The organism is Nocardiopsis eucommiae (assembly GCF_965344335.1).
Classification (GTDB): domain Bacteria; phylum Actinomycetota; class Actinomycetes; order Streptosporangiales; family Streptosporangiaceae; genus Nocardiopsis; species Nocardiopsis eucommiae.
Window position 1 is genome coordinate 109,910 of record NZ_CBDRIY010000003.1, and the last position, 15,020, is coordinate 124,929.

12 protein-coding genes are annotated in these 15,020 nt (G+C 71.1%); 6 read left to right on the forward strand and 6 right to left on the reverse strand.

The window, feature by feature from the left end:
- Positions 1 to 220: 220 nt before the first annotated feature.
- A complete protein-coding gene (locus tag ACRWK8_RS03075) occupies positions 221 to 946 on the reverse strand; it encodes a M48 family metallopeptidase (protein ID WP_378741031.1) in 726 nt (241 codons plus the stop codon).
- Positions 947 to 1,030: 84 nt separating this feature from the next.
- The gene (locus tag ACRWK8_RS03080; protein ID WP_378740695.1) at positions 1,031 to 2,899 is read right to left on the reverse strand and encodes an amidohydrolase; all 1,869 of its coding nucleotides are present in this window, start codon (positions 2,897 to 2,899) and stop codon (positions 1,031 to 1,033) included.
- 464 nt (positions 2,900 to 3,363) lie between these two features.
- Between ACRWK8_RS03080 and ACRWK8_RS03085 the strand changes: the two genes are divergently transcribed.
- On the forward strand, positions 3,364 to 4,521 hold the full coding sequence (locus tag ACRWK8_RS03085; RefSeq protein WP_378740697.1) for an acyltransferase family protein: 1,158 nt from the start codon (positions 3,364 to 3,366) through the stop codon (positions 4,519 to 4,521).
- 96 nt (positions 4,522 to 4,617) lie between these two features.
- Here ACRWK8_RS03085 and ACRWK8_RS03090 read toward each other — a convergent pair whose 3' ends face one another.
- Entirely contained in the window at positions 4,618 to 5,544 is a 927-nt protein-coding gene (locus ACRWK8_RS03090) for a CDP-alcohol phosphatidyltransferase family protein (protein WP_378740699.1), read from the reverse strand.
- 244 nt (positions 5,545 to 5,788) lie between these two features.
- On the opposite strand from ACRWK8_RS03090, the gene ACRWK8_RS03095 reads away from it, so the two are divergent.
- Positions 5,789 to 7,228, forward strand: a complete 1,440-nt coding sequence (locus tag ACRWK8_RS03095) for a GuaB1 family IMP dehydrogenase-related protein (protein ID WP_378741033.1) — start codon at positions 5,789 to 5,791, stop codon at positions 7,226 to 7,228.
- Between the two features lie 76 nt (positions 7,229 to 7,304).
- Here the strand turns inward: ACRWK8_RS03095 and ACRWK8_RS03100 are convergent, their stop codons facing one another.
- Both ACRWK8_RS03100 and ACRWK8_RS03105 read right to left on the reverse strand, forming a co-directional pair.
- Positions 7,305 to 8,084 carry an endonuclease V gene (locus tag ACRWK8_RS03100; RefSeq protein ID WP_378740702.1) on the reverse strand — a complete coding sequence of 260 codons (780 nt, stop codon included), beginning with the start codon at positions 8,082 to 8,084 and terminating at the stop codon, positions 7,305 to 7,307.
- A 41-nt stretch (positions 8,085 to 8,125) separates the two neighbouring features.
- Positions 8,126 to 8,929: a M23 family metallopeptidase gene (locus ACRWK8_RS03105; protein WP_431868181.1), complete on the reverse strand. Its 804-nt coding sequence runs from the start codon at positions 8,927 to 8,929 to the stop codon at positions 8,126 to 8,128.
- Between the two features lie 215 nt (positions 8,930 to 9,144).
- Between ACRWK8_RS03105 and ACRWK8_RS03110 the strand changes: the two genes are divergently transcribed.
- From ACRWK8_RS03110 to ACRWK8_RS03125, 4 genes are all read left to right on the forward strand, one after another.
- A complete protein-coding gene (locus tag ACRWK8_RS03110) occupies positions 9,145 to 9,939 on the forward strand; it encodes an ATP-binding cassette domain-containing protein (protein ID WP_431868183.1) in 795 nt (264 codons plus the stop codon).
- Between the two features lie 43 nt (positions 9,940 to 9,982).
- Positions 9,983 to 12,055, forward strand: a complete 2,073-nt coding sequence (locus tag ACRWK8_RS03115; protein ID WP_431868280.1) for a YhgE/Pip family protein — start codon at positions 9,983 to 9,985, stop codon at positions 12,053 to 12,055.
- A 384-nt stretch (positions 12,056 to 12,439) separates the two neighbouring features.
- A complete protein-coding gene (locus ACRWK8_RS03120; RefSeq protein WP_431868185.1) occupies positions 12,440 to 13,069 on the forward strand; it encodes a TetR/AcrR family transcriptional regulator in 630 nt (209 codons plus the stop codon).
- A gap of 37 nt (positions 13,070 to 13,106) precedes the next feature.
- The gene (locus ACRWK8_RS03125; protein ID WP_378740711.1) at positions 13,107 to 13,508 is read left to right on the forward strand and encodes a DUF3592 domain-containing protein; all 402 of its coding nucleotides are present in this window, start codon (positions 13,107 to 13,109) and stop codon (positions 13,506 to 13,508) included.
- A gap of 3 nt (positions 13,509 to 13,511) precedes the next feature.
- Here ACRWK8_RS03125 and ACRWK8_RS03130 read toward each other — a convergent pair whose 3' ends face one another.
- Positions 13,512 to 14,591, reverse strand: coding sequence for an antibiotic resistance protein VanZ (locus tag ACRWK8_RS03130; RefSeq protein ID WP_431868187.1), 1,080 nt, complete (start codon positions 14,589 to 14,591; stop codon positions 13,512 to 13,514).
- Positions 14,592 to 15,020: the final 429 nt, after the last annotated feature.

Here is a 15,020-nt window from a genome sequence, read left to right on the forward strand (position 1 = left end):
GTTCTGCAAGACGAGTCAAGCCGCCAGCGAGGAACGAGCCAGGCGTAGACGAGGATGAAGAATCCCTGGCTTTCAGGGCGCCCGAACACGGGCCGAAGCGAAGCGGAGGCCCCAAGCAAACACGTCTGAACCCCAACCACGGGCACGAGTCCTGACCTCGCACCCTGCCCCCTGCTACGCCTCCCCTGCACCCCTCCCCCTGCCCCTGTCCCCCCTCCCCCTACAACACCCTCCCCGGCGTGGAGCGGTCGGCCAGGGCGGCGAAACGGAACGTGTTCACCGGGTGGCTGGACAGGAGGTTGACCAGCATCACGAAGAAGCCCGTGTCGGTGTGGGCGCGCGCGGCGATGTCGTCGAAGTCCACGGCCGGGTACAGGTACTTGCCCGCCGCCAGCACGCGGATGCCCTGCACGCCCTCGGGACAGAACTCGTAGGCGTGGTTGTCGGCCGTGTACTCCTGGGCACGGCCCAGGGTGCTGCCCACGCCGGGGATGACCTGGGCGATCGAGACCGCGAACTGGCGCCAGAACGAGGTGTGTCCGGCGGCGATGTGGCCCACCTCGTGGCCGATGACGAACCGCAGCGCGTCGGGGTCGCCCAGTCGGCCGCCCACCTCGAACAGGTCGCTGTGGACGGCCACGTACCGGCGGAAACCGTGCCCGGAGGCGAACGCGTTGATGGTGCCGTTGCCCAGCACGATGTACGCCTCGGGTACCTGGCTCATGCCGAAGGACCGGGCGGCGTCCGCGACCATCCGGTACGCGTCCGGGAACTGCGCCTCGGTGATGCGCACGCCGTTGACCCGCTGCCGCGCGTAGAGCTGCCCCCGGACGAAGAAGACCAGCAGGGGGATGCTCAGGAGCAGCAGTGGTTCGTTGGGGTCACCGGAGAGCGCGCGGCTGACGGCTCCCCCGACGGCGAGCAGGGTGACGGCGACGCAGCCCACCAGGAGGGGGGTCTCCCGGTGGTGGCGCAGGGAGCGGCGGACGCGGGGGTCACCCCATCGCCAGCGGATGGCCCCCACGTGCGGTCAGAGCCGGTACTGGGCGTCGGGGAGGTCGTCGTCCGAGCCGGGGGGCGGAGGCGCGGAGTGGGCGCTGCCCATCGGCGGCGGTCCCCCGAAGGCGGGACCGGCGGGCGGTCCCGACGGCGGCGGCGCGGGGGCCCCGTCCTCGTCCATGATCGCGGCCATGTCGGCGGACAGGGTCGACTCCTCGGCCTTCTCGCTGTGCCACTCGTCGCGGAGTTCCTGGTCCTGGCGGCCCATCATCGACTGCATGTCGGTGTCGTGGGTGGCCTTGCCGGGTTCCTCCGGCCAGGCGGAGGAGGCGGCCAGGAAGGCGCTGTCGTAGGCGTCGTTGGCCTCGTCCGAGAAGCTGGGCTCCGCCGGGCGTGGTCCGGTCAGCGGGTCGGAGGGGTCGTGGACCGGAGCGGGCGCCTCGGTACGGGACTGGGCCTCCCCCGGGTGACCGCCGGGGTCGGTGTTGCCTCGGGCGTCCGCCGCCTCGGCGGGCGCCGGACCCGGGAAGGCCGAGCCCATGGGGGCGGCCCCGGGCGGCGGTGCCATGGCGGCCGGGTTGGGGTTGTCGCTGCCCACGTAGGACAGGGCGGCGATGGTGAGCGCGGCGAGCCCGGCCCGCAGGGTGGGTTCGCGGTCGGGTGAGAAGTACGGCGAGTGGTTGCTCGGGACGTTGCCCATCTTCTCGTAGGGCGTGTCGCCGGGGGCGTTGTCCCACACGTCGTGCGGTGTGGCCCCGACGAACCAGAACACGTACGGGATGGGCTGCGGGTCCTCGGGCAGACCGAAGCGGCAGAAGTCCTCGGTCGCCGGGGAGGGGTCGGGCAGGTGGATCACGTAGTCGCCGCCGAAGTAGGCGTGGTGGGCGGCGGCGACGTCGGCGGTGCTGGCCGGGTCGTTGTGGGTGACCCCGCTGCTCTGGAAGCGCTCGACCTCGGGCTCGCGGCTGGCCCCCGAGGCGGCCGCCTCGGCGCGCACGACGCGTTCGATGGCCCGTTCCAGCTGGTCCGAGACGTTCTCGTTGAGCGCCCGGGTGCTGATCTCCAGGTAGGCCTCGTCGGGGATGATGTTGGCCTTGGTGCCCGCCTGGATCCTGCCGACGGTGAGCACCGCCATCTCGCTGGGGCTGATCTCGCGGGAGACCACGCCCTGGAGACGGGTGACGATGTTGGCGGCGATGAGGACCGGGTCCACGGTGGTGTGCGGCTGGGAGGCGTGGCCGCCCTCACCGAAGACCCGCACCCGGTAGGCGCTGGCCGCGCCGAGGATGATCCCGGCCCGGTGGGAGATGAGCCCGGCGGGCTGCGGCCCCAGGTGCTGGCCGAGGATGACGTCCGGGCGGCCGAAGCGGTCGAAGAGTCCGTCGTCGATCATCCCCTGGGCGCCGTCGAGGGTCTCCTCGCCCGGCTGCGCCACGATCATGATGGTCCCGGCCCACTCCTCGCGGGTCTCGGAGAGCAGGTCGGCGACGCCGATCAGGCAGGCGGTGTGCGCGTCGTGGCCACAGGCGTGCATGACGGGGACCTCGACGCCGTCGGGGCCGTGGGCCTTGGCCGTGCTCGCGTAGGGCAGACCGGTCTTCTCCTCCAGGGGGAGGGCGTCCATGTCCGCGCGGAGCATCACCGTGGGGCCGGGCCCGTTGCGGAGGATGCCGACCACACCGGTGCCGCCGACGCCCCGGTGGACCTCGTAGCCGGTGCGGTTCAGCCATTCCGCGACGACGCTGGCGGTGCGCTGTTCGGAGTGGGAGAGCTCCGGGTTCTTGTGCAGGTCGACGTAGACGCCCTCCACGAGCGGGAAGAGCTCGTCGAGGAGTCGCATGACCACGCTTCCGTGCTGGGCTGCACGGTTGGGGTCCACCGCGTGCGGCACGGTTTCCACCGCCTTCTTCGTTCTCGTCTGGCGGGCTATGACAGGTTGACAGGGGGTTCCGCCGCCTGGGGGCAGCCTATCGGCGTGTCCGTCGCCCGTTCACACCGACACGTTGGTGCCGCCGTGCGCCTTGGCGCCCCGTGGTGGTGCCCATGGGTTAGGGTCTGCACACGGTAAGCCATCCCACACCCGTGTCCACGGGCGGGCGTGCCCTCGTGGATCCCCGTTCCTCGGATCCCGGTACGCCCCTGGGGACTTTGCCTGATTTGTGCGAACTACTGGCATACCGCAGTATGTCTCAGTAGGGTAACGGAACTACGTTCGCGCAAACGGATTCGCCGGTGCCCCCCTCGCGCGCCACGCGGCACCACACCATCGGCCCCTGGCCCCCGACCGACGGTCGACCACATCCCGCGCTGAGGGTCGCGGGACCGACGTACAAGCCCCAGAAATCAGTGATCTCGGAGTCCCTAGTGGCCTCATCCACGACCAGTCCGGCACCCCAGTCCACGGAGAACGGGCACGGCGCGACCGGCCCGTCCTCCGAAGCAAGGGCCTCGGCGGCAGCGCGACCGCCGGGCCGTGACGCCCGACTCGACAACGCCAAGTTCATCCTCATCGCGCTGGTCGTCGTCGGCCACGCGATCGAGCCGATCTCCGACTACGGGCCCGCCAGTGCCCTCTACTACTGGATCTACTTCTTCCACATGCCCGCGTTCATCATGATCAGCGGCTATCTCTCCCGTTCCTTCGACTCCTCGTCGATGCGGGTGGAGAAGCTGGTCCTGACGCTGGCCGTCCCCTACCTCATCTTCTGGACCATCCACCAGACCATCTACACGGTCGAACGCGGCGGCCTCCCGGACACCCTGTCCGTGCTGAAGCCGACCTGGACCCTGTGGTTCCTCGTGGCCCTGTTCCTGTGGCGCCTCACCGTGCCGGTCTGGCAGCGGCTGCGCTGGCCCGTCGCGATCGCGGTGGTGATCTCCCTGTTCGCCACCACGGCGGACCTGGGCAGCACCCTCTCGATCGGCCGGGTCCTCAGCTTCCTGCCCTTCTTCGTGCTGGGCCTGAGCCTGCGCCGCGAGCACTTCGCCCACCTGGACCGGCTCTGGGTGAGGATCGGCTCCGTGCTGGTGCTGGGCTTCACCGCCCTCCTGGCGGTGCCGGTCTCGGACCGCCTGAGCAGGGACTGGCTCTTCTGGAAGGAGAGCCTCACCGACCGCGCCATCGACCCGCTGATGCCGAGCATCGGCATCCGGTTGGCCTTCATGGGCATCGCCCTGGTCATGACCGTGGCGGTCCTGGCACTGACCCCGAAGCGGCGGACCTGGTACACGTCACTGGGCGCCTACACGCTCTACGTGTACCTGGGCCACTCGGTCTTCCTGATCCTGCTCAAGGCCAGCCCCTGGTACGACCTGATGTCCGGCCCGGTGGCCCTGGCCACCACCCTGTCCCTGGGCATGGGGGTCACCCTCCTGCTGTGCACCCCGTGGGTGCGCGGCTGCATGCGGTGGGCCGTCGAACCGCAGCCCACGTGGTTCCTGCGCCAGGACGACAAGGGACTGGCCCACAAGGAGGCCGAGGCCAGGAAGCGCACGGCCGAGGCGGAGCGGAGCTCCGTGTAGCCCGGCCAGGCGTCCCGCGACGTGAGGAGGGGGCGTTCCGCACCGCGCGGAACGCCCCCTCCCTCCTCGGGGCACCCGGCTCCGGCCGGGTCGGGCTCAGCTGCCGCCCACGCTCGCCGGGGTCGCGGCGGCCAGTTCCCGGCGACGCGCCTCGAAGCGGCGCGACTCCTTCCAGAGGCGGCCCACCAGGACCACCTCGAAGAAGGCCAGCGCCAGGACGGAGAAGACCGCCACCGGGATGATCAGGCTGTTCAGCGGGGTGAAGAAGGCGACCACGACGGTCGCGGGCGCCACCACGCACAGGAACATCTCGAACTCGATGCCGCTGAACAGGTGCGGGCGCACCCGGTGCCTCAGGAGGGCGTTGCGCACACGGGGGTAGAGGCCACGGGGAGCCGGGGCGTCCGCGTTGGCCGGGGCGTCCGGGGCCTCGTCGTCCTCGGGGTCGGACACGTCGGGGTGGGTGGCCTCGTCACGCAGCCGCTCGGTGTCCCCCGACGCCACGGCGAGCGCCTGCTTCATGGTCTTGCGGGTCTTGGCGACCTGCGAACCGTTGAGGTAGCGCAACAGGTCGAAGAAGACCACCACGGGGGCGACGATCAGGTAGGCGGCCTGGCCCGTGACCAGCCACTGGCCGATCAGCAGAGCCATCACACAGCCGAAGAAGCGGATACGGTCGAAGACGAAGTCGACCCAGCTCCCGAACACCGAACCGGTGCCCTTCAGCCGGGCGATCTTGCCGTCCATGCAGTCCAGAACGAAGCTCAGGTGGAACAGCAGGGCACCCGCCAGCAGCCAGGCCCAGCCCAGGTCACCGGCCCAGACGGGGGCCGCGAAACAGATCGCGGACAGCAGGCCCAGCACGCCCGCGCCCAGCGTGATCTGGTTCGGTGTGATGTTGGTCCGGTTCGCCGTCCACACCACCATCCGACCCGCGAGCGGATCAACCAGGAAGACGGTCCACCAGGCGTCCTTCACCTTGTAGGTCTCGTCCTTGACTTGCGCGAGCGTGAAACGCGACATGCGGGGTTCTCCTGGAGGGCCCTGTGACCCGCGAACGCCTACGGTGCGGGGGAATCGGCACCGTTTGTGGGCAGGGGCGAGGGCCGGGTTGAGGCGGGAATCGAGTCATCATGCCAGACGGGGGTACCCCCAACCTAATCGGTGACGGCATACTTGACAGGTAAGAGGGGGATCAACAGGGTGCCGCCCGCGCGCAGCCGGGCGGAGTGGTCCACCCCCTTCGGTCTTGACCGAGGTAGAGGCATTGCGTTTTCTCAACGACCAGGTTCCCAGCCAGGACCTGACCTACAGCGACGTCTTCATGGTTCCGGGCCGCTCCGCCGTGGGCTCCCGGCTCAGCGTCGACCTGTCGTCCCCGGACGGCACCGGCACCACCGTGCCTCTGGTCGTCGCGAACATGACCGCCGTGGCGGGCCGCAGGATGGCCGAGACGGTCGCCCGGCGGGGCGGCATCGCCGTCATCCCGCAGGACATTCCCTTCGAGGTGGTCTCCGACGTCATCGCCTGGACCAAGCAACGCGACCTGGTCTACGACACCGCCATCACCCTGAACCCGACCAGCACCGTCGGTGAGGCGCTCAACCTGCTGCCGAAGCGGGCGCACAACGCCGTCATCGTGGTCGACGACGCACGCCGTCCCGTCGGCGTGGTCACCGAGGCGGACTGCGCGGGCACCGACCGGTTCGCCCAGCTGCACGACGTGATGTCCGCCGAGCTGCTGACCATCCCCGAGGGCACCGACGCGCAGGCGGCGTTCGGGATACTGCACGAGAACCGGCACCGGCTGGCCCCGGTCGTCGACGGGAACGGTGCCCTGGTGGGGGTCCTCAGCCGCACCGGCGCGCTGCGCTCGACCCTGTACCGGCCCGCCGTGGACGACCGGAACCGGCTGCGTATCGCCGCCGCCGTCGGCATCAACGGCGACGTGGCCGGCAAGGCCGCGGAGCTGCTGGAGGCCGGGGTGGACACCCTGGTGATCGACACCGCGCACGGCCACCAGGAGAAGATGATCTCCGCGATCCGCAAGGTCCGCGCGCTGTCGCCGGACGTGCCGATCGTCGCGGGCAACATCGTGACCGCGCAGGGCACCCGGGACCTCATCGAGGCCGGGGCCGACATCGTCAAGGTCGGTGTGGGCCCGGGCGCGATGTGCACCACCCGGATGATGACCGCCGTGGGCCGTCCGCAGTTCTCCGCCGTGCTGGAGTGCGCGGCCGCCGCCCGCGAGCTGGGCAGGCACGTGTGGGCGGACGGCGGTGTCCGCCACCCGCGCGACGTCGCCCTGGCTCTGGCGGCCGGTGCCTCCAACGTGATGGTGGGGTCCTGGTTCGCCGGGACCTACGAGTCGCCCGGCGACGTCATGCGTGACGCCCAGGGCCGCCAGTACAAGGAGAGCTTCGGGATGGCCTCGGCGCGCGCGGTGCGCCTGCGCACGTCGGAGGACTCCCCGTTCGAGCGGGCCCGCAAGGCGCTGTTCGAGGAGGGCATCTCGACCGGCCGGATGTACCTGGACGCCGAGCGTCCCGGCGTCGAGGACCTGATCGACCAGATCATCGCCGGTGTGCGCAGCTCCATGACCTACGCGGGCGCCACTTCGCTGGCGGAGTTCCACGAGCGCGCCGTGGTCGGCGTGCAGAGCGCCGCCGGGTACAACGAGGGCCGCCCCGTGGAGAACGGCTGGTAGACGCCGACCGGTCGGAACACGGTGAAGGGGAGGGGTCCTCGGCCCCTCCCCTTCCGTGTGCCTGGCTAGGGCGTGTCTAGGCGGAGCCGTCGTCCCTGAGCCTGGCCTCGTGTTCCTTGCGGTACTGACCGCAGAGCCGGTCCGCGTGCCGGATGGGTTCGGGGACCCGGTACCTGGGAGACACCCGCAGGACGAGCTCGGCGGAGCCCGCGAGGTCCACGCGGTGGCCCACGGAGACGTAGACGGGCTTGGTACGGGCGCGGGTGCGCAGCACCCGGCCGATGACCTCCGCCCCCTCGGCCGCGAGGGTCTCGGTGTCCTCGACCACCTCGGAGCGCCCGGCGACCATGGGGGTCCACGAGCCGCGCTCCTCCCCGGGCGGGGAGTTGCGGCCGTAGAGCACGGACTTGGCGGAGCCGACCACCGGCGCGTCGATGAGGACGCCCAGGTGGCTGGCGATCCCGAAGCGCCGAGGGTGCGCCAGGCCGAAGCCGTCGCACACGAACACGTCCGGGGTGACGGACAGCCCCTCGATGGCGCGGAGGACCGGGGGCAGCTCCCGGAACGCGAACAGTCCGGAGATGTAGGGGAAGGACGGGGTGTCCGCGACCAGGGAGGTGTCCACGACCTCCAGGGTGCGGGCGTCCAGGACCACGGCGGCCGCCGCCAGCTCCTTGTCTCCGACGCCGTAACTGACGTCGAGACCGGCCACGTAGCGCACGGAGTCCGGGTCGAGGGGCTCGGTGCGGACCCGGTCGGCCAGCAGGCGCTGTCGGGCCACCGCCTCCTTGGGGTCTCTCGGCCAGTTCTCCGGGTCGTCCAGCGCCTGGGCGGCCCGCCGCGCGACGTCGCTCACGTGTGTTCCTCGGTTCCCTCGTCCGCTCCCCGTCCGGGCTCTCAGGCGCAGTCTAGGGCGGTGAAGGTCTGCCCGGCTGCGGGGACACCGACCCCCTCCCACCGGAAGGGAAGACCCATGGCCCGGCTGAAGTCGGGGTGGTCCATCAGCTGGAAGTGCAGGTGGGGTTCGCTGGAGTTGCCGGAGTTGCCGCACCGGCCGATCCGCTGCCCGGCGGTGACCCGGTCGCCCTCGCGGACCTCGGCCGATCCCTTGCGCAGGTGGGCGTACGCGGCGTACACGCCGTCGCCCAGGTCCAGGACGACGTGGTTGCCGACCACGCGGCGGGCGCCGCCGAGGCCGCGGACGACGCTCTCGGCGAGGAGGTAGAGCAGGCCCGGCCAGGTGTCGCGGCTGCGGTGGTCGCGCTGGCCGTCGCGCACACGCACGACGGTGGCGTCGGCGACGGCCAGGAGCGGCCGGTCGAAGGCGGGGTACCCGTCGTCGGGTCGGCGGGAGAGGGGCCACCAGTAGCTGCGGCCCGGAGGGCGGCCCTCGTCCACATAGACGTCGATCGCGTAGGTCTGCCCGTACTGGTGGGTGCCGTGGCTGGGCACCTTGTCCGCCGGGCTGTTGAGCCCCACCCACGCGCCCGCGACCGGTGGAGCCACCGTGACGGTCGCCGCCTCCCTGTCCTGGTCGGAGAGCTTGCGGGTCCACAGGCGCGGACCGACCAGGAACACCCCCGCCAGCAGGAGCAACGGCAGCAGCGGGTCCTTCGGAAGGTCGAGGGCGACGGCCACGGCGACGTAGGCGAAGTACACCACCAGCAGGGGCCCGCCGAGGTTCGTGAGGACGCCGCGCATCTGGTCTCCCTGGTTCGATATTTCTACGTAATTACGTATCAACGTACCCCACTCCGCCCCCAGGAAAAGAACCGTCCAATTCCGGACACCCCGTGGAGCGTCGCGTTGTGCCGGAGGCCACAGACCCGAACCCTCGGGAGCACCGCCCCGGAGCAGTACCGTGGAGCCGTGAATTTGCACTGACTGGTCAGTTCAAAAATGGGGAGGTCGCAAGAATGCGTCGGGCCACCGGAGCTCGAGTGCACGCCGAGGGCGTGTCACTCACCACCCGAGAGGGCCCCGTCTACACGGGGGTCGACCTCACCGCCCGGCCGGGAACGCTCACCGTCTTCCAGGCCGATTCCGGAGGCGGGCGCAGCGCACTGCTGCTCACCCTGTCCGGCCGGATGCGGCCCACCGGGGGCAGCCTGCACGTCGACGGGTACGCGCTGCCCAAGCAGGCACGGAGGGTACGCCGGATCAGCTCGCTCGGGCTGATGGACGACGTCAACGCCCTCGACGACCGTCTCCGGGTGAGCGAGCACCTCTCCGAGGCCCGCCTGCTGCGTATGCGCCCCGCCGCGCGGTCCGTGACCGACCAGGCGATGGAGGCGGCGGACCTGGCCGACCTGGACCGCCGGACCATGATCAAGGAACTCTCCATGCTGGAGCGGCGCCGTCTCGGCGTCGCCCTCGCGCTGGTCTACGAACCGCGTCTGCTCGTGGTGGACAACGTGGACGGCGGGCTCAGCCGCGAACACCAGGCCGACATGTGGCGGACCCTGCGGAACCTCACCGACGAGGGACTGACCGTCATCGCGACCTGCGCCGACGCCCAGGAGTTCGACTCCGTGGCCGGGCCCGACACCCAGGGCCCCCTCCGGATCAGGCAGGGCGACACGAACACCGGAGGGGAACCGGCCGAGGAAGTGATCGGGATCGACGAACTGCTCTACGAGGGAGACGAGACGGAACCGCCGCCCGAGGACGGGCCCGCCCGGAAGGGAGGCGGACACCGTGGGCTCGCGTGACCGAAGGAAGGGAAGCGCCGGGGACGCGCCGGTCTACCGGTTCATGTCCGTCCCCCGGCTGGGGCTGCTCACCATGCGGTCCTTCCTGCGGTCGCCGCTCCCGACCGCCGCGCTCGCCGCGCTCATGCTCATCCCCCTGCTGTACTCCGGCATGTACCTGTGGTCGTTCTGGGACCCCTTCGACCGGATGGAGAACCTCCCGGTCGCCCTGGTGAACGAGGACGTGGGCGCCGAGGTCGATGACGAGGAGGTCAACGCGGGTGACGAACTCGCGGACACCCTCCTCGACCGGGGCGACCTCGACTGGCGCCTGGTCGACGCCGACGACGCCGCCCAGGGCCTGGACGACGGCACGTACTACGTCACCCTGACCATCCCCACCTACTTCAGCGAGGCCCTCACCTCGCCCTCCCGGGACCGCGAGGACCCGGTCCCCGCGCTGTTGATCGCCAACTACAACGACTCCAACAGCTACGTCGTACGCCAGCTGGCTGGCAGCGCCTTCAACGAGATCCGCTCGGCCGCGGCCTCCTCGGCCATCAGCGACTACCTCGACCAGATCTTCCTGGGCTTCAACGAGATCCACGGCAAGACCGAGGAGGCGGCCGACGGCGCCGGGCAGATCGCCACCGGAGCCGGGGACGCCGAGAGCGGGTCCGGCGAGCTCTCCGAGGGCATCGACCGCGCCCACGAGGGCGCGGGCACTCTCAGCGGCGGCATCGGGGAACTCCACGAGGGCTCCAAGTCCCTCGCCTCCGGTGCGAACTCCGCGTCCACACAGGTCTCCGACCAGGTCGACAAGCTCGACGACCTGGCCGACGAGTGGCTGCCGCAGCTTGAGGAGGACATCCCCGACATCCAGAAGCGCGCGGGTGAGGCCGCCAAGGTCTCCGCCGGAGTGTCCGAGGCCCTGGAGGACCTGCCTCAGGAGATCGACGTCACCGCCCTGAACGAGGTCGACGGACGTCTGTCCACCTACCTCCGGGACCACCCGGAGCTGGAGCAGGAGCAGCCCGACCTGCACGCGCTGCTGACCGACCTCCAGGGGGCCATGGACACCGCCCTGTCGGTGGCCGGTTACGTCAACGACAACCGCGAGGACATCAACGCGACCGCCGCCGAGGCCGCCGCGCTCAGTGAGAAGGCCGCGACCCTCTCCGAGGACCTGCCCACCATGGTCGAGGACGCCAAGGACGCGCGGGCCAGGGCCGACGAGCTCGCCGAGGGTCTGGAGGCCCTGGCCGAGGGGTCCCGTACGCTCCGCGACGGCCTCTCCGAGGCCTCCTCGGGAGCCGGGGAGCTGGACAGCGGACTGGGCGAGCTCAGCGGCGGCGCCGGAGACCTCCACGAGGGGCTGGGCGACCTGGCCTCGGGCACGGACGAGCTCGCGGAGGGGCTGTCCGACGGCGCGGGCGAGATCCCCACCTACTCCGACGACGGCCGGGTCAGCGCCGCCGACATGATGAGCGAGCCGGTCCGGCTGGACAGCGAGGTGGACAACGAGGCACCCAACTACGGCACCGGGTTCGCGCCGTTCTTCGTGCCCCTGTCCCTGTGGGTGGGCGCCATGGTGGTGTTCATGGTGCTGCCCGCGCTGTCCACGCGGGCCCTGGCCTCCTCGGCACCGTCCTGGCGGGTGGCGCTGTCCGGTCGCGTCGTGCCGCTGCTGCTCGGCTGGGCGCAGGTGGCGGTCATGATGACCGTCCTGCACCTGGGGCTGGGGTTGCAGTCGCAGAACTGGGCGCTGATGCTCGCCTTCCTGGCGCTCACCTCGGCCGCCTTCACCACGACGGTCCAGTACCTGAACGTGAGGTTCAACGCGGCGGGCCGGGTGGTGGCCCTCGCGCTGCTGGTCCTCCAGCTGACGTCGGCGGGCGGCACCTACCCGATCGAGACGAGCCCGACGTTCTTCCAGGCGATCGGCCCGTACCTGCCCCTGCACTGGGGGGTGACCGCCATGCGGCACCTGATCGGCGGCGGCGACATGATGCTGGTCGCCCAGGCGTTCGGTGTGATGGGCCTGTGGCTGGTGGTTCCCCTCCTGCTCACCTGGAGGGCGGTCGACAGCAAGCGGGTGTGGACGATGTCCACGCTCTATCCCGCCCTGAAGATCTGACGCCCGGGCCCGACCAAGTGGCCACCTGCGAAGCTTGACCACAAGGGGGTGCTTGTTCGGGCGCCGGGGGCTCGGGAGGAGCCGGGCCGCCAGCCACAGCCATGAGTCCCGCCCGCACACCTCCGCCACAGGGGGGGGTGCTCGTTCGGGCGCCGCCAGGGTTCTGCAAGACGAGTCAAGCCGCCAGCGAGGAACGAGCCAGGCACAGACGAGGATGAAGAAGTCCCTGGCTCCTTGGGCGCCCGAACACGGGCCGAAGCGAAGCGGAGGCCCCAAACAAACACGTCTGAACCCCAACCACAACCACGAGCCCCACCCCCACACCCCCACCACCAGGGGAACACCGGCCGAAGCGAGGCGGAGGCCCCAATAGATAGGAATCCGATGAACACCGCAGACAGGCCCCGCGGCGGGCGCCGTGAGGCGACCCGGCAGAAGCTGTTCGAGGCGGCGGTCACGCTGATCTCCGAGCAGGGGTACGGGGCCACCACGGTGGACGAGATCGCGGAGCGGGCCGGTGTCGCGAAGGGCACCGTCTACTACAACTTCGGGGGCAAGGACGAGCTGTACGCGGCCCTGATGGAGTGGGGCGTCACCCGGCTGGCCGAGACCCTCCGGAGCTCGGTCCCCGACCCGGTTGAGCAGCTCGAACCCCGGGAGGCGCTGGCCACGGTGCTGCGTGCGGGCGTGGTCTTCATCAGCACCCACGAGGCGATGGCTCGGCTGCTGATGGCGGAGGCCTGGCGTACGAACCGGGCCTGGTACGCGACCGTCCGGCAGATCCGCACCGAGGCGATCGGGGTCATCACCGAGCAGCTGGACGCCATGGTGGAACGCGGCCTGGCCCGACCGGACCTGGACACGCCCCTCGCGGGGTCGGCGCTGTTCGGCATGGTGGTGACGGTGGCCCTCGACTGGCGTACGCTCCAGCCGGAGCGTCCCGTCGAGGAGATCCACACCACCCTGGCGCATCTGGCCGACGGACTCATCGGCTCCTCCGCCTCCCCGCGCTGACACCCGAAGAAGAACTCCGGAGAGGAATCCCCCAGCCATGGCCGATCTGTATCCTCTGCTGCCCGTGATCGTCGGTGCCGTCCTGTTGTGGATGGTCACCCGCGACACCCGTACCGAGCTGCTGCTGGTGCGCAACGGCGTGCGTGCCAAGGGGAGGGTGATCGGCTACCACGAGACGTCGGTGGCCTCCCGGATGATCGTGCAGTTCCAGACCGAGGACGGCAGGGAGGTCCACGCCGAGCACGAGAACACCGGGTGGATGGCCTCCCGTGCCGGGGAGATCGTGACCGTGTCCTACGACCCGGACGTCCCCGAGCGGGCCCGGATCGTCTCGGCGCCGTGGTTGAGCCACTGGGTGCGCGCGATGTTCGGGGGGCTCGGTCTGGTGCTGGTGCTCACCGGCGGCTTCCTGGGCTATCTGCACTGGTGGGAGCAGTAGTCCTCACACCGGGACGGGGGCGTCCTCCCGTGGTGGGGCGTAGCGGACGAGGCGTCGCGGCAGGTCGCCGTTGAGGCTGGACCGGGTGCGGACCCGCACGCGGCAGACGAGGTCGGCCAGGCCCGCGCCGTCAGGGCGGACCACGGCGGTGCTGGCGTGCAGCGCGAGGACCGCGAGGGAGAACCAGGGCAGGCCGAGGGCGATCAGCACGGTGACCGGCGCGTACAGCAGCCCGGTGCGGGCCAGGACCCGCAGCCGTGAAGCCGGGCGGGGTCGGTGCCACTCGGTGAGGGCCAGCCGGACCGCGGCCGCGCCCGGGGTGCACCGGTCGCGGCGGAGCAGGGGCAGGACCAGCCCGAGGAGAGCGGCCAGGCCCAGGAGGGTCGCGGTGAGGAGCTGCTCCCGCGTGCCGGGACCGAACGTCCCGTAGGCGGCGGCCAGGGCGACGACCGTGGCCGAGCCGAACCACCACAGCCCCAGGTCGACGAGGATTCCGAGCATCCGCCGACCGAGGTCGGGTGCGACCCGGTCGGGGACGGCGGAGGGCCAGGAGCGGTGCGGCCCGTACGGCCACACCGTCGGCACCCAGCGGGCGAGCAGCCAGCCCAGGAGGGTCCCGGCGACGCCGACCCCCGCGGCCTCGAACGCGACCGCGTCGTAGGCGCAGGGGTACAGGCCGAGCACCCCGGTGGCGCGGACCACCACCACGGCGAGGGCCAGCGCGGCGCCGAGGGCGACGGTGGTGAGCACCCCCCGGCGGAACCGGGAGCGGGCCAGCAGGCCGACCGGGAGGAAGACGCCCAGGGCCAGGGCGGCGTCGCGCACGGTCAGGGACGGCGCGGGCGCGGGTTCGACGGCGCACAGTCCGTCGGCGGAGGCGGGCAGGGGCCAGACGGCGTAGGCGGCCAGACCCAGCCCGGCGAGGAGGGCGGCGAGGGTGAGTCGTCCGGGCCAGCCCACCAGGCGCCCGTACCTCTGGTGCTGTCCACGCAGGTAGAGGGCGGATGCGGTGACCATCAACAGCGGTATGGCGGCGACCGCCACATCGATGGCGGCCTGACCTCCGCCGAACGGTTGGCCCATGGCGTGTGCGTTCCCCTTGCTCGTGACCCGGTGCGCCAGGCTAGTACGGGCCGCGCGTGTGTGGGGAGGGAACCGTGAGATCACTCGGCGGGTGTCCCTCTCCGGGCCCGGGCTCACGCCTCCCCGTCACCGCCGAAACCCCCTGTGACGTTGGTCCCACGGCGGGCGCGCGGCTCCCCACGTGGTGGTTCGCAGACGTCATACCTGGCCTTGTGTGAACAATTCACTACTTCATGGCAGACTGCCTGCACCACCCGGATAATCCGCCGTTTCTCGGGCGAGATACGATCCCCAACGCCGAAAACCCCCGCATGTGGTGACTCTCCGGCGAGCCCCGACCCCCTGGAGGGACGAGCGCGGACCACACGTCGGGAGGTCCGCGCGCGCCGGCCCGCAGGAAGCGGCCAGGCGACCGCTCGGCTCCGACAG

Bases quoted from the DNA above. Each gene is read 5' to 3' on its own strand.
- ACRWK8_RS03090 (WP_378740699.1), bottom strand. From the start codon at position 5,544: ATGTCGCGTTTCACGCTCGCGCAAGTCAAGGACGAGACCTACAAGGTG.
- ACRWK8_RS03105 (WP_431868181.1), bottom strand. From the start codon at position 8,929: ATGCGCGGCGTCCTCACGAACCTCGGCGGGCCCCTGCTGGTGGTGTAC.
- ACRWK8_RS03110 (WP_431868183.1), top strand. From the start codon at position 9,145: ATGCGTCGGGCCACCGGAGCTCGAGTGCACGCCGAGGGCGTGTCACTC.
- ACRWK8_RS03115 (WP_431868280.1), top strand. From the start codon at position 9,983: ATGTCCGTCCCCCGGCTGGGGCTGCTCACCATGCGGTCCTTCCTGCGG.
- ACRWK8_RS03120 (WP_431868185.1), top strand. From the start codon at position 12,440: ATGAACACCGCAGACAGGCCCCGCGGCGGGCGCCGTGAGGCGACCCGG.
- ACRWK8_RS03125 (WP_378740711.1), top strand. From the start codon at position 13,107: ATGGCCGATCTGTATCCTCTGCTGCCCGTGATCGTCGGTGCCGTCCTG.
- ACRWK8_RS03130 (WP_431868187.1), bottom strand. From the start codon at position 14,591: ATGGGCCAACCGTTCGGCGGAGGTCAGGCCGCCATCGATGTGGCGGTC.